Here is a 14,608-nt window from a genome sequence, read left to right on the forward strand (position 1 = left end):
ATTGAGCATAAAATTATTAACCACATTAAATATGTGGTTTGTCCCAAGATCACTATATCACAGAGTTATACTTCTCACACGCAAAAATATGCCATACCAGCATTTTCATAAGGGAATCATAGGTAGCTCCTCCCTTTCCTTTTTTATTCCACATGCACCACATAGAGTACTACGATTATGTGTCAAAAACATTTCAGTGTTCGCCAACATTTCTTTGGCATGCTATCCTTTTCTTGAGGTGATTGTACGATGCTTACCCAATACAAAACGATCGCTGGCTACGGTGAGGATTATATCGTTATTGAACGCTCCCGTTTTATCGGATATGCCCAGCGGGTTACAACCGAGGAAGAAGCGACAGCGTTTATCGCGATGATTAAAAAGAAGCACTGGGACGCTACCCATAACTGTTCCGCTTTTGTCATTGGCGAAAACGATCAGATTCAGCGCTCGAGTGATGACGGCGAGCCCAGCGGTACAGCAGGCAAACCGATTCTCGAGTGTATTAAGAAAAACGGTGTGAAAGATACGGTCGTGGTCGTCACTCGCTATTTCGGCGGAATCAAGCTAGGGGCTGGCGGACTCGTTCGGGCTTATACAGCTGGAACGGTCACTGCACTAAAGGCTGCGAAGATCGTGGTGCATACCTTGCATCAAACCATTTCTGTCAGTGTCGACTATACGTGGTGGGGCAAGGTGGAAAACGAACTGCGTCTGGGCGAACATCGCGTAAGTGGTACGGATTTTACAGACAAGGTTACGGCGCATGTGTTGATTCCTGAGGGTGAACAGGATGAGTTCGTCGCGCGAATGGTTGATTTGACAAATGGACAAGCTCAGATTGTGCTCGGGGAAAAGGAATATGTGGAGGTTCCGGTGGACGCGGTCGGAGATGTGGAAGAAGAGTAATTTCTCAACAAAAAAGCTGAAGAGGCGGATGACCTCTTCAGCTTTTCTTCTATTATATATAGCGAAATATATTCACTTACTGCTTAGGTAGTTTTTTGAGTTGGACCATCACACGTACTGTGATAACAGCCATCTCTGCACGAGTCAAATTATGAGTTGGCTTGAAGCTGTAGGTTGGCTTTTTCACGGATGGGTCATCGACTTCACCGTTCATAAGCTTACCTTTGCTGACAGCCAGCACAGATGGAGCTGCATAGTAGCTTACATCTTTCGCATCTGTAAACATTTTATTCAATGCCACTTTGGATGCATCGAGCGTAGCCAATTTCATGTTAAGTGCACGCGCAATCATGATTGCTGCTTCTTCACGCGTCAGAGAGTCGTCTGGACGGAAGTAGCCTGGCTGTTTTCCACGAATAATCCCAGCGCGAGCAGCCGTCTCGATGTACTTGTACTCATAATCCCACGTATTGCGATTAGGACGGACATCCGTGAAGGTTGGTTCTAACGGATCACGCTCATTGCTATCCTTATATGGACCTGCGTTAATTGGCAGTGCCAACGCTTTTACCAGCATCGTTGCAAATTCACCGCGTGTCATGTCACGGTTTGCACCAAAACTGCTTCCGCTGTATGCCGGCATGATTCCTTTTGCATACAAGGTCTCAATCGCATCGCGAGCAAAATCATGGGTAATGACATCATCGTAGGATTCTCTTGTTTTCATGACCATGTAGTAACCAAATCCAGCAAACGGTACCTGTACGGTTTTCGCGCCAGTATTCACTACACCACCAATGTTTCTCCACTCGTCACCATTGTGATAGTAAATGGTCAAGATGTTGTTCGCAGCATTTACGATCGATGGATCATACTTGATAGTAAGTGTTCCACGGAGACTCGGAACCAGATTGTCTTGCCAACGGCTCTTAAAGTCCTGAGCATCGCCTTCATCGTAGTATGGATCACGTCCACCAGGAGCCTCTGTGTCACCTGCATCGACATAGTACAACGGACTTGCATAGTTAAAGTTGGATTCGAGTACCAGCCTGTCCTCCAAATTATCTTCTTCAATGGTTACTTGTCCTGTTGTTCGGTCTGCCATACCAAAATAGAGAGGCACATCGACAAAAATGTCTCCGTTTGGATTCTTCACTTCTTGGCCAGCACGGCTGTCATCTGGCGACAGCAATACGGTACCTTTCGGGAATTTCAGATCAAATTGCTTATCAAATACGCTAAACGCTACTTTCTTCCCTAATACATCACGATATTCAGCACCATTTACATTCGAGCTCGCATTGTAAATCTTGATTTCGTCTTTATAGGTGCTATCGCCTACTACAACCGAAAATTTCACTGTGTTCAAACCTTTTTTAAGTGCAACTGTAGATGTAAACACGTAGTAGGTTTCTGGAATTGTTTTTCCTTGGTCATCGTCGTAATAGAAGTCAGGGTTTGTTGTATTCGTTACTTTCGCTTCTGTTTTGCCGAACAATACTTTGTCCGCATTTTCCGCAAACACTTTTACAACTGCACTGTTGCTATTAACGATGATGTATGGATCGTTTTCTTTTGCTTTTACTGGGGACAGAACTTCCCAGCTGGAATATTTCTGATCGATGTTGATGTCATAGCGAATGACAGTACCATTGTCATCTTCTGCTACGATTGTGTAGACCGTTGTTCCACCCTTTTTCAGAGTCAGAGGGAAGAGCGCCAGTTTTTGTTCCTGATCTTTCGCATCGGTTACAGCATCTTGTACTTCTTCAACAAGATCCCCATATTTCTTCGTGCTCATTTTCCCTTCAAATCGGGAACGAGACTGTGAATCAATGTTGTGCTCATCGAACAGGTCTTCCAAATCGTTATTCAAAGCTGCTTCCAGACGAGTCTTTACGTATTCCTGATTCGTCGTGTCTTGATCCCAATCCCCACTCTTGTAGCGGAAATCATTGATCCGTTTTCCGTTCTTTTCGATATATACATGTGTCGCATCATTTACGGTAAAGCTCAGGCTGCTCAAGAAGTTGGCACCCGTCTTATAGGCTGGGTCTCCAGCTTTTTTCATCAGCTCTTCGGTTTTACCATTGGAGATGATCTCCAGCTTCACATCCTCCACAGATGGCGTCTTGGATGTGTTATACGAAACATTGTAGGTAAAAACGGTTTTTGGATCGTCTTTTAACGTGATTTTCAGGACGTTGTTGCCCTTTTTATAAGCGAGTTGGTCTTTTTGAATCAAGAATGTGCCCTTGTTGGTATCGATATCGGTAATGTTGATAGTTGCTCCGTTCAACGTCGCCTCAATATTACCCGACTTCAATACGTAGTTGTACACTTTCCCGTCAAGATTTCGGATATCGTTCTCACTCTTCACTTGATATCCGTCTTCGAAGCTACGAACCTGTCCAGTTGCATCTACGTAGGTGATTTGTGCATATGGAGTAATACGAATATCCAGTGTATACGCAGCAGATGTCGATACTGTACCGCCATTATACCCAATTACCAATTTACCCTGACCCTGTGGTAACTTTCTCAGCGTAAGTGTAAATCCATCGGACCCTGCCTGGATAACATAGTCAGTCCCTGCCGCCAGTGTTTGTCCGTTGTAGGTAATGTTTACAGTAGAGTTTGGATTCGAGATATTTTGCGTGACGACCTTCAATTCCAGCGGCGAAGTAACAATCGTATTTGCAGCCGTTGGAGACAACTCTTGTGCATTAGCCAAATTGATCACTTTTGTAATGTTTGGCTTCGTGCTGTCCAAGTACTTGAACTCGTACTCGTAGTTCGCAACATTAATAAATCCAGATGGAGATGTTACGGTATTATTCGATGCTTTTGTCAGGTACTGGTAGCTCAACGATACTTTGTACGTTTTTCCGTCTTGGAAGACTCCGGCAGGTACCGGCAGAGTAACCGCATACTCGGTAAAGCCGCTTTGCGGATTGCCGATCGGTGTAAATGTTAATCCACTTCCACTCTTGTATTCAGTCTTACTTCCACCTTCGGAAATCGTGACCTTGAATTCCTGGAACTGCTGCTCACCAGCAATATCTACAAATTTCAAAAGTGCCGCACCATTCAGTGTCATGGCTGGAGAATACGTTGCACCTGTTACCGTTGATAGTTGGTTCGGCTGTAGTGACACTCCACCCAGCATTACTTTGTAAAACTGATCAGAGCTTCCGGATGATGTAGTGGTAACCAACAGCTTGCGGACGAATGTTCCTACTTCCTTATTTTGGTTAAATACTCTGATTTCCAAAGTATTCTCACCAAGCTGCGATGGTACAGTCAATCCAAAAGATCCAGTGCGGTTCACCTGCGTTTTAACCACATCACCTGTACGCAGGTTTTTCACTTCAACAGTATCTGCATTGAGTGCTTTTCCGTCCATGTTCAAATTCAGACGGTTGGTCGAAGGAACTGTGATATAAGTCGGACTCGAAGTGACATTCGGATCGTTCAGTGCCGTATCATTTACTTTCAAATCACTAACGAGCGGTGTGTTGTTGTATTGAACAAAGAACTGGTAGTGCTCTTTTGTTACATTTCCCACCTTTTCATAGAAGGCGACTTGATTCAGACCTGGTTTCAGGCTGATATTGCTAAATGTAAAAGTGCTTCCGTTAATTGATGGAGCAGTATTCGATAAATCCTGGACGGTCTGGCCGTTGTTCGTAATCAGCTTGATTCGCAAGCTGCTTCCGGTTACACCACTGCCATACGTACCAATCAGTGTGATTGTGGAATCGCCATAAACTACTGGGTTATAGGCTGTCGTTCCACCTGAAAAGTTTGTAATCGAAATCGGGCTATTCTGCGAGTTGTACTCGTAATAAATAACGTCACGCTCACCTGTATTCGGTGCATAAAGCTGTACAGCATTCAGACCAGGAGATAAATCAATATCTGGCAATACGCCTCCTGCTCCATTTACAGTTCGAACGGTCACTCCGTTTACTTGGACTTCGACAGCCTGTGTTTTATCCACTGCGGCTGAGATGCTATAGGTGTATGGCAAGCCCGTTACTGTTCGACTTGTTACCTTTTTTGGATCGCTTTGATGCTCACCTTGCCCAGAATTCGTGAACTTTAGCGGGCCTGTTCCCGAAGCGGAAGGGGTTGGTGTGTACTGAAAGTAGATTTCTGTTGTATCGTTTGTTGGATCTAGCGTTACTTTTGGTCTTACCGTAACTTTAGTCACTGCCCCACTGCTGTTCAGTTGAAAATCTGGCAGTACAATTTTGTCATTTGCGAATAGTTGGTTATTCGCAAGGGGGACCCCATCAATTGATACATCAACGCCTTGACCATTTTTCGAGGTATCTTTGTAAAAAAGCTCGACACCATATATTAATTTCGATTTGGTCTTGAGTGGGGTACTGTACGCATAACCGTTACCGCTACCAGTCGCAAGATAGTCAGTTGGCGTCTTGATACCAGCCCCAGTATTCCAGTTGGAACCAAGTGCCGCAAAAGCAGGTACGGCAGGCAAAATACCTGTAACAATCAGCATCATCGCCAGGCACATCGCCAGCCAGCGACGGAATTGTTGATAGGACTTGTTCATTTTTTCACCTCTCCATATTATTCTGAATTACTTATTTGTCCCGCTCAAAAAAAGATCGGGCATTATACTTCTCCCCTTTCTTTATCGGACAATTTCCTTCTGTACTTAAGTGTTTCCCCCTAAATTTTGGTGAAAAAAAGCCCTAGCATCAAAATGATGCCAGGGCTCTTCGTATTTTTAATTCGTCCGACGCTGTTGTTCGGCTTGCTTAATTTTGATCCGTCTATACGTATTAATCAGCGGACGGTGGCGACGGCTAACGAGTCCAACGATCTCCGTTCCAAGATGAATAACGATCAACAACGCAACCATGACGATGATCGTGGTCCACTTCGTCGTCTTCGTCAGCAGAATAGCCATCATTCCAAAGAAAATGCTGATCGAGTAAATCATGAGTACAGTCGAACGATGGGACAGACCCATGTTCAGCAAACAGTGATGCAAGTGCCCTTTGTCTGGGCTCGAAATCGGCTTTTTGTTCACGATGCGGCGCACAATGGCGAAGAACGTATCCCAGAGCGGTACACCCAGCACGACGATTGGAATGATAAAGGAAACGAACAACGCTTCTTTAAAGCCCATGATCGACAGAGCAGCTAGGTTGAAGCCCAAGAAAAGCGAACCGGTATCGCCCATGAACAGACGAGCCGGATGAAAGTTAAAGTAGAGAAAGCCCAGGATCGCTCCGAGGAGCACGAAACAGTAGGTCGCTACCTTGTAATCATCCATCAATAAGGCCATGACACCCATTGTCCCTGCAGCAATCGCTGATACACCTGCCGACAGGCCATCGAGACCGTCAATCAGGTTCACCGCATTCGTTACCCCGACAATCCAAAACATCGTGATCGGAATCGCGAGCCAGAAAAGCCAGCCACTGCTGAAATCAATGCTTCCGCTATACGGCAGATTCACGACACCGATCTTCAAGCCAAAAGGAATGACGACAATCGCTGTTGCGACTAGCTGTCCGAGCAGCTTCCATTTTGGAGAGAGCTGGTACTTGTCATCGAGCATGCCGACGACCATAACGATCGTGCTTCCGATGAAAATTCCCAGCATTTCCGATATGCTTGTATACGGGACAAATAGGAAGAAAGCAACCAGATAACCGATATAAATAGCCAAGCCACCCATACGTGGCATGATTCGCGTGTGTACCTTGCGCTGATTCGGGGCATCCACTGCTCCTACTTTTACAGCTAGTTTTTTTACATACGGTGTTGCAATAAACGATATGATCAGCGAAGTCAGAAATCCGAGGATTAGTGTAGACATCGACTGTTCTCCTCTCTACGGATGCATCTAGGAACGGCTACTCCATTTTTCTTTCAGTACGGTTAGAACAAACCGAGGAATAGCCAGTTGACGCTTCAAGCGAGAAGGCTCGGAAGCAAGTCGGTAAAACCATTCCAAATGCAGTTTTTGCCAGATCTCGGGAGCGCGTTTCACTTTCCCGGAAATGACGTCAAAGCTTCCGCCTACCCCCATCATCAGGGAAGCATTTAACTGATCGCGATACTTTGCCATCCATTCATCTTGTCTGGGCGCACCCAGTGCGACGAACAGGAGCTGCGGTTTCGCTTCGGCAATTTCTTGTACAATTTGAGTTTCTTCCTCCGGGCGAAAATAGCCATCCCGACATCCGACGATTCGGGCGTTCGGATAACGAGCACTCAGTTTGTCTTTTGCCAAATGAATGACATCCGGCTTGGCGCCGAGTAAATACACGCCCCACTGATGTTGATCGGCTTTCGCCATGAGCGCTTCCAGCAGTTCCACACCCGTAACGCGCTCATAAATCGGCTGATTCGTCCATTTTGCAGCGTACACGATTCCAATTCCATCTGGAACGACATAGGCTTGTTCTACAATAGAACGGAAAGCGCGATTCTCTCTCGCTACCATGACGATTTCCGGATTGGCGGTCACCACGTGGGTCTTTTGACCGCTTTGTATGCGCTCTGTTATATGATCGACAGTCTCACGGAACCCGCGAGTCGTAAATGGCACATCTAATATGGTTGCGACCTGTTTGGTCATTTCTTCACCTTCAAGTGCTTGTTATTAAATGAGTGTTTAAAAAGACGACTTTTTAAACTACCTATTCATGCATGGAGTTGCCCATTAGCCATTCTACCCGAAAAGAAAGGCACATTCAAGATGATCATGAATGTGCCTTATTTCCTGCTGTCAGGGCAAACATCAATCCGCCCTCTGCTACTACTTTCCCATTTACCAGTGCTCTGCCATGCCCTTTGCCGACGGTACCACGCACACGAGTAAGCTCAACCTCAAGTACCAGCGTATCTCCCGGCTTCACCTGATCTTTGAAACGGAATTCATCAATACCTGCGAACAGTCCGATTTTTCCTTGATGTTCCTCCATGCTGAGCATCGCTACCGCCCCAACCTGTGCCAATGCTTCCACAATAAGGACACCAGGCATGACTGGATAACCAGGAAAATGGCCTTGGAAAAATGGTTCATTTACTGTGACATTTTTAATTCCAACCGCTTTTTTTCCTAACTCCAGCTCTTCGATTTTGTCTATCAGCAAAAACGGGTAACGATGCGGGATGATTTCCTGAATTTGCATAATATCCAAAGGCGCTTTGATTTCCATTATGTATCGCTCCATTTCCATACTTAACTAGACTTGTCTATGCATGAATACCCTTTGACCAACGAAACAATATACATAACTCCCGCCCCAGTTGAATGGACAAGCGGGGTTAAGATAAAAGGGGCACTTCCTCCCGAAAGAGTGGGAAGTGCTCTTTTTCATCCTTACACGCGGTTCAATAGTCGAGCCTTTGCCAGATAAATCGCGCTCACAATAAAGGAGAACGCTATAACCGACCAAAGTATCGCTTCACTGTACTCATAGCGATACATCACTAGCGGAATGACAACATACAAAAGAACAGTTGTCAGCTTGCCGTAGGCGTTTGCCGGGACGGTTTTTTTCCCGCGGAAGTGGTAAACAGCTCCTGTTACTATCATTGCCAGATCGCGCACAAAGAAAAACAGGGCGGCCCATATACTAATTCGATCTGTCAAAAATAATGAGGCGATGACAGCCAGCATCATTAATTTATCTGCCAGCGGATCTAACATCATTCCGATGGTGGTCACAAGCTTATGCTTCCGCGCGATGTACCCGTCCGCAATATCGGTCACTCCCGCCAAAATCAAAATGCCTAAAGCGATTTCAACATGATACGGAAACTCCGAAAAAAAGACATACAGGTACAAAGGGATGAGCACGATGCGAAAGATCGTAAGCAAATTAGGAAGATTCACGGACATCCCTCCGTATTCAAATCGTCACTTCCTTTTTCAACCACTCGATCTATTATACTCTGTGGACAAACACCACAACAAGTCCTCGAAAAAATAAGAGCCCCAACCATAGGTTCGGGCTTGTCCAGCTAGGTTTTTACGTATCTTCAAACATTAAATCCCACATATGTTTGTAGGTTCCCAGATCGAATACATCGGACATTGGCTTCTTGCCAACCCCACCGTATCCGATCATCAGACCAATGACCAGTGAGAAAAACAGCAGGAGTGGGACCAGCACCATCTTGGCAACTCTCAGCCGCCAATTCTTGCCGCTCCGTTCCCGCTCTTTTCCTTTTGACTTAACTTCTTCGGTCTGACGCGGGAAACGTTTGCTCTTCCCTTGTTCCATGCTCCTCTCCTCCGTCATGCTGAAATTATATGGTTATCTGCTTCTTAGTTGATTAGCAATGCCCATCATTTGATCACTGATGCCGACTGCGCGTGAGTTCAATTGATATGCACGCTGAATGTTCACCAGTTGGGACATTTCCTCTGTCATGCTTACATTGGAGCCTTCCAATGCTCCTTGTCGAAGCGTAGCATCGCCTGCAATGAGGGCATTAGTGTATTTGGTAGTTGGATTTGCACCGGAATCTAACTCCGCATCAAACAGATTCTGACCGACTTGCTGCAGCTGATCAGGATTGTCTACTTTCCAAAGACCGATATTGCCGTAAGACACTCCATTTGCAGTAAGCGCTCCCTCGGCAGTAATTTGAATATTGGTGACTGGCTCTGGCAATACAATATTTACGCCGTTTTCGTCAGTCAAAATGTGACCAGAGGTAGTGTGCAATACATAACCTTGTTCATCATCATCGAATGAGACCTTGAAAGAGCCGTCGCGTGTCAATCGACTTTCCTCTTGAATGACAACACCAGTAGCGTCCTTGATCTTGTGAGTGACTAGAAAATACCCGTCTCCCTCAACCAACACATCTGTTGGCACATCAGTAACTTTCGCACTACCTTGACCGAGATCCAGCTTGGTCATGCCAAGACGGGCACCGCTTCCGATCCGAATCCCCACTGACGTATTCCGATTTTGATTGTCTGCTGCCGGCTGTTCATTCATTGAATCGGAGAGAAGCTCGGAAAACGATGCGACCCGGCGCTTGTACCCGATTGTATCAATATTCGACAGATTGTTGGCTGTATTGTCCAACGCTTGCTGAATACCGCGCATAGCAGATGTGGAAATATTAAGCGACTGCATCTTTCCTACCTCCTATTATCCGTTAACACGACCGATTTCATTAGCAGCCTTATCCAACGTACCATCAATTGTTGTAATGACCCGTTGGTTTGCTTCATAAGCGCGAAGAACACTCATCATGTTCGTCATGGTTTGGCCAGGGTCTACATTGGAGCGCTCACGCCAACCTTGTTGCATACCGTATCGCCCTGAAATCGTAGGTGTAGCGTACGTACCTGCTGCCAGAGCTGCTTGATCGTTCGCTTCAGCAACATCTATCGCTTCGACGTCCATGTCGCCTTCCCAACGGAATACATTGGTTCCCTCACGAACCAGCATCAAGGGATTGGTTACTACAGCCAGTCCCAAACGAGGATGCGCTGCCAAAGATTGATATTCATTCGTGTTCGGGTCCTTGTACAACAATTCGCCAGCTTCGTTGATCTTCAAATCTTGTCCAGCATTAATTCCACTAACTGGGTCATTGACTCGAACCGCCTGATTTTGATTGTCCAGAACATAGTACCCATCAGCTGTTACCAAGTAACCCTGCGCATTCACGCTCCAGTTACCGTTTCGCGTGTAGCGAATATTCTCTTCTTGAGCTGGCTGCGTCAAATCCTCAATCCGCGCCACACTGTAAAACAACCGTCGCTCATTGCCATTCTGATCTGGCTGAATATTGTCCATCAACGCAAGATCATACGGATTGCGTGTCTCTTCAATATCCCCCTGCGCAAAATTAGGCAGCGCCTCCGACATGTATACCCCTGTGTGCAAACGCCCGATAATGGCAGGCTGTCCAGGCATAGTAGGGACGCCTGGAACATCCAGTCCTTCATGATCGTTCATGCGGGAGAGCAATTGCTCCGGAAATGCACGCATGACACCCACGTCCTGTTTGAACCCGGGTGTATTGATATTTGCTAAATTGTTCGCCAGCGATTCTTGCCTGTTCTGCAATGCTAGCATGCCAGATGCAGACGTATACAAGCCTCTGATCACTTAAATCTTACCCCCTGAATAATCGCTTATTCGAGTGAGCCGGCATCTTGTCCAAATAGTCCAGCATCATTCCTGTTCCTTTTGCAACGCACATCATTGGCTCTTCCGCTACCAGCACAGGAACCTTCAGCTCCTCTGCCAGAATCTCGTCAATACCGTGCAATAATGCGCCGCCACCGGTCAGGAAAACACCCTTATCAATTATATCGGCAGAAAGCTCCGGAGGTGTTCGTTCTAAAACAGATTTTGAGGCTTGTACAATCGCACTCACCGACTCAGCCAGGGCTTCCTGGACTTCAGTGGAGCGAATGGTAATTGTTTGCGGCAAGCCGCTTACCATGTCTCGACCACGAATGTCCATTTCGTCCTGGCGTCCGCCGGATACGGTTCCAATCTGAACCTTGATATCTTCAGCCGTACGCTCTCCAATCAGCAATTTGTATTTATTTTTTATGTAACGCATAATAGCCACATCGAATGTATCGCCTGCTATTTTAATGGAGGAAGACGTGACAATATCGCCCATCGACAATACCGCTACATCGGTCGTTCCCCCACCAATATCCACTACCATATTACCGGACGGCTGAAAAATGTCCATACCTGCCCCAACTGCAGCAACTTTCGGTTCTTCTTCGATAAATACTTCTCTTGCTCCACCACTGCGCTCAGCTGCTTCGCGAATTGCTTTTTGCTCAACAGACGTGATGTTGGTCGGGCAGCAAATCAAAATGCGCGGACGGGCAAACATGCTCTTTCCACCAATTTTGTTCAAAAAGTGCTTCAGCATGGCCTCAGTGATCTCAAAATCCGCGATAACCCCTTCTCGCAAAGGTCGGATCGCTACGATATTTCCTGGGGTGCGGCCTACCATGCGATAGGCTTCATTTCCCACGGCCAAAACTTTTCTGGTTTTACTATCTATTGCCACGACAGATGGTTCGTCTAGGACAATTCCCTTGCCTTTTACAAAAACCAAGACATTGGCCGTGCCCAAGTCGATTCCGATATCTTTGCCAAACATGAAAGGTCCTCCCTGATTACCAGTTACATTTCTACCTAATATCATAGGCTCTTCTACGTGAGAGGACAAGGAAATTCTTTCTTACACACTCTCCTCCTGTTCTACTCGTACTTTTTTACTACGACGTTTGTACTTGATTTTGGTCGCTTCGCCTCCCCGAAGATGTCTGATGGCTTTGTGATATTCCAAAATTTCCTTAACCTGGTTCGCCAACTCTGGATTTATCTCAGGCAGCCGCTCAGTCAAGTCCTTGTGCACAGTACTTTTCGAAACACCGAACTCTTTAGCGATCATCCGAACCGTATTTCTTGTCTCTACAATATATCGGCCGATTTTGATGGTCCGCTCTTTGATGTAGTCGTGCACATTACTCGCCTCCTTGTATCTACATTGTCTGATACAATATATGGGTGCGTAGGGACACATATTCTACGTTTCCAAGCCTGACAAGCCAGCACGGCCGCATCTTTTTTCAACAGTTTGTACCATACGCAAAAAAACACCCGCAATTGTTGTATTTTGCAGGTGTTTTTCTAAATTCATTGGTTATTGATTTTTTACTTCCGTATCAGCCTGAATCAAGTATTGCTCTGGATTGACAGGCTTGTTATCGATGCGAACTTCGAAGTGAAGATGTGCGCCAGCGTCTTTTTCAAAGGTATTACGCCCAGCAGACCCGATTACTTGACCTTGTGTCACTTCATCGCCCGGTTTGACTGTTACGCTTTCCAGACTTTGATATACCGTAATCATTTTATCTGCGTGCTCAATCTCAATCTCGTTGCCGACAAGTGGATCGTTCACCACTTTTACTACTTTACCCGCAAGAGCTGCGATGACATCAAAACCCTTGCCATCCGTGGATACGAGGTCAATACCTGTGTGCGGGTAGAAGGTGTTGTCGAAGCTCACCAATGCTTTTTGCTGATTCTCCTTGGAAGCTTTCTCATCGTAGTAGTTCATGCCCACATTGTACTGCACGCCTTTTCCTACTGGCCAAGCGAGTGGTTGTACGCCACTTGTAGCAGGTACCGCTTCTTCGTTTTGCGGTGTAGTCGTCTCAGGAGCTGCAGGAGTTGTCACTGCCACGCCATCTCCGCCATTCGTCATTTTGGAAACCGTGTCCATGACATTGCCCTGATACCACATCACAAAAGCGAGAATGATTGCTGCGGTGCCGATGTAGATTGCAGGAAACGCCCATTTCTTGCCCAAAACTTTTTTCCAAGAACTTGCCTTCTTGAATGGAATCGGTTGATTTTGATTTTTTTGATCTTCCATTTTATTCATCACCTCATCCCTCAGTATCGCCAGAATTTTGGCGTATAAACCTGAGAGAGTAGGGAAAAGTAAAAATTTGCTTTTCTTTTAAGCTGGGATCACTCTTGTATACTCTTGCAGACTAATTCCTTGATAGAAGTGCTTGACGATTTGCTCTGCGCTTTTGCCGTTTTTGGCCATTCCATTTGCTCCCCACTGGCTCATGCCGACACCATGACCGTACCCTTTGGTCGTAATGAAAACCTGAGTGCCGCGCAAGTCCAATGTAAAGGAAGAAGAATTCAAATTGAGCTTTTCACGAAACTCTCTTCCTGTAAATTCCTTGCCACCAACGCTGATGGTTCCTACGCGATTTCCGGTTGTACGCGATTCGATCCGATACCAGGAACCATTAGTAGAAGCCTCCTGTGTGAGCTTGACGCCCAAATTCTTTTCTAGCTCCACGGTGGACATGACGACCGTTTCCTCATAGCGAGGAGATTGAATATCCCAAGGACTCGCAACGCTCTTCAAATAAGGAATGGGCTTTTCCCAATATTCATCCGAGTTTTCTGTAAAACCATTACTGGTGGAAAAAAACGTCGCGTCAATGGGCTCGTTCTGGTAGGTCAGGATAACCCCTGCCGTTGCCATAACTGCTTGCTGGATGCGTTTGTTTTTCCATTCGTATTGGTCTCCCCAACGCTCACGCCGCTGCTGTTCATCCATATAGACTTGATGCTGTACCGTATCCAAAACCTGACCGCCTGATGGCACATCATCAAACTTGCCCTCTTTTACTCGGCGCACGATATAGGTCCTGGCCGCCAACGCCTGTGCTTTTAATGCCTCCAGCTCGAACTCAGCTGGCATTTCCGCCGCTACGACTCCGGTAATATACGCTTCTAGCGGCAATGTTTCCACGGCCTTTTTTTCTGTACGGTACACCTTTACTGGCAGAGAGGAAGCCGATTCCTTCATCGCCGGTATGGCAGGCTCCGAGACGGCCACCGTTGGCTGGCTGACAGGGCCTATTTCTGGTGAAAACCAAAAGACCAGAGCAGCAGGCATCAGGACGAGCAAGATCGGCAAAGCGATAAACCACATGAGTAGATAGCGTTTCATGCAAGAGATCCTCCCCGTTACGTACTAGACACAAAAAGTCTGAATAACCTACTAAAGTCTATGTTCTGCAACAGAGCGGTAGAACGAGAGAATGAGAGAGTCGAGAGAACGAAAAAAGACCCCCTGCATACGCAGAGAGTCTTTCGTTTTGCCATATGGT

The 14,608-nt window shown here is 46.2% G+C and carries 13 protein-coding genes; 1 reads left to right on the top strand and 12 read right to left on the bottom strand.

Annotation, left to right across the window (positions count from 1 at the left end; translation table 11 throughout):
- Nucleotides 1-249 precede the first annotated feature (249 nt).
- Nucleotides 250-909, top strand: a complete 660-nt coding sequence (locus ACM6JA_RS29435; protein WP_106779554.1) for a YigZ family protein — start codon at nucleotides 250-252, stop codon at nucleotides 907-909.
- A gap of 76 nt (nucleotides 910-985) precedes the next feature.
- On the opposite strand, the gene ACM6JA_RS29440 is transcribed toward ACM6JA_RS29435, so the two are convergent.
- The 12 genes from ACM6JA_RS29440 to spoIID all read right to left on the bottom strand — a co-directional run bounded on the left by ACM6JA_RS29440 (nucleotide 986) and on the right by spoIID (nucleotide 14,448).
- Nucleotides 986-5,491, bottom strand: a complete 4,506-nt coding sequence (locus ACM6JA_RS29440; RefSeq protein WP_414855261.1) for an S-layer homology domain-containing protein — start codon at nucleotides 5,489-5,491, stop codon at nucleotides 986-988.
- A gap of 177 nt (nucleotides 5,492-5,668) precedes the next feature.
- The gene (locus tag ACM6JA_RS29445) at nucleotides 5,669-6,769 is read right to left on the bottom strand and encodes a glycosyltransferase family 4 protein (protein WP_414855262.1); all 1,101 of its coding nucleotides are present in this window, start codon (nucleotides 6,767-6,769) and stop codon (nucleotides 5,669-5,671) included.
- Nucleotides 6,770-6,796: 27 nt separating this feature from the next.
- Nucleotides 6,797-7,534, bottom strand: a complete 738-nt coding sequence (locus tag ACM6JA_RS29450; RefSeq protein ID WP_414855263.1) for a WecB/TagA/CpsF family glycosyltransferase — start codon at nucleotides 7,532-7,534, stop codon at nucleotides 6,797-6,799.
- A 124-nt stretch (nucleotides 7,535-7,658) separates the two neighbouring features.
- Nucleotides 7,659-8,117: a 3-hydroxyacyl-ACP dehydratase FabZ gene (fabZ, locus tag ACM6JA_RS29455; protein WP_056486932.1), complete on the bottom strand. Its 459-nt coding sequence runs from the start codon at nucleotides 8,115-8,117 to the stop codon at nucleotides 7,659-7,661.
- Between the two features lie 164 nt (nucleotides 8,118-8,281).
- The gene (locus ACM6JA_RS29460; protein WP_414855264.1) at nucleotides 8,282-8,803 is read right to left on the bottom strand and encodes a CDP-alcohol phosphatidyltransferase family protein; all 522 of its coding nucleotides are present in this window, start codon (nucleotides 8,801-8,803) and stop codon (nucleotides 8,282-8,284) included.
- A gap of 130 nt (nucleotides 8,804-8,933) precedes the next feature.
- Nucleotides 8,934-9,188, bottom strand: coding sequence for a DNA-directed RNA polymerase subunit beta (locus ACM6JA_RS29465; protein WP_007722063.1), 255 nt, complete (start codon nucleotides 9,186-9,188; stop codon nucleotides 8,934-8,936).
- Between the two features lie 33 nt (nucleotides 9,189-9,221).
- A complete protein-coding gene (locus tag ACM6JA_RS29470) occupies nucleotides 9,222-10,055 on the bottom strand; it encodes a flagellar hook-basal body protein (RefSeq protein WP_414855265.1) in 834 nt (277 codons plus the stop codon).
- A 15-nt stretch (nucleotides 10,056-10,070) separates the two neighbouring features.
- Nucleotides 10,071-11,039: a flagellar hook-basal body protein gene (locus tag ACM6JA_RS29475; protein ID WP_414855266.1), complete on the bottom strand. Its 969-nt coding sequence runs from the start codon at nucleotides 11,037-11,039 to the stop codon at nucleotides 10,071-10,073.
- A gap of 7 nt (nucleotides 11,040-11,046) precedes the next feature.
- Nucleotides 11,047-12,063 (bottom strand): rod shape-determining protein, encoded by a 1,017-nt coding sequence (locus tag ACM6JA_RS29480; RefSeq protein WP_017252335.1) that lies wholly within the window; start codon nucleotides 12,061-12,063, stop codon nucleotides 11,047-11,049.
- Nucleotides 12,064-12,144: 81 nt separating this feature from the next.
- Nucleotides 12,145-12,429 (bottom strand): sporulation transcriptional regulator SpoIIID, encoded by a 285-nt coding sequence (gene spoIIID, locus ACM6JA_RS29485; protein WP_003388385.1) that lies wholly within the window; start codon nucleotides 12,427-12,429, stop codon nucleotides 12,145-12,147.
- A gap of 180 nt (nucleotides 12,430-12,609) precedes the next feature.
- Nucleotides 12,610-13,344 carry a M23 family metallopeptidase gene (locus ACM6JA_RS29490; protein ID WP_039960727.1) on the bottom strand — a complete coding sequence of 245 codons (735 nt, stop codon included), beginning with the start codon at nucleotides 13,342-13,344 and terminating at the stop codon, nucleotides 12,610-12,612.
- 87 nt (nucleotides 13,345-13,431) lie between these two features.
- Entirely contained in the window at nucleotides 13,432-14,448 is a 1,017-nt protein-coding gene (gene spoIID, locus ACM6JA_RS29495) for a stage II sporulation protein D (protein WP_414855267.1), read from the bottom strand.
- Nucleotides 14,449-14,608: the final 160 nt, after the last annotated feature.

It is taken from the genome of Brevibacillus sp. IT-7CA2 (assembly GCF_949767855.1).
Taxonomy (GTDB): Bacteria; Bacillota; Bacilli; order Brevibacillales; family Brevibacillaceae; genus Brevibacillus.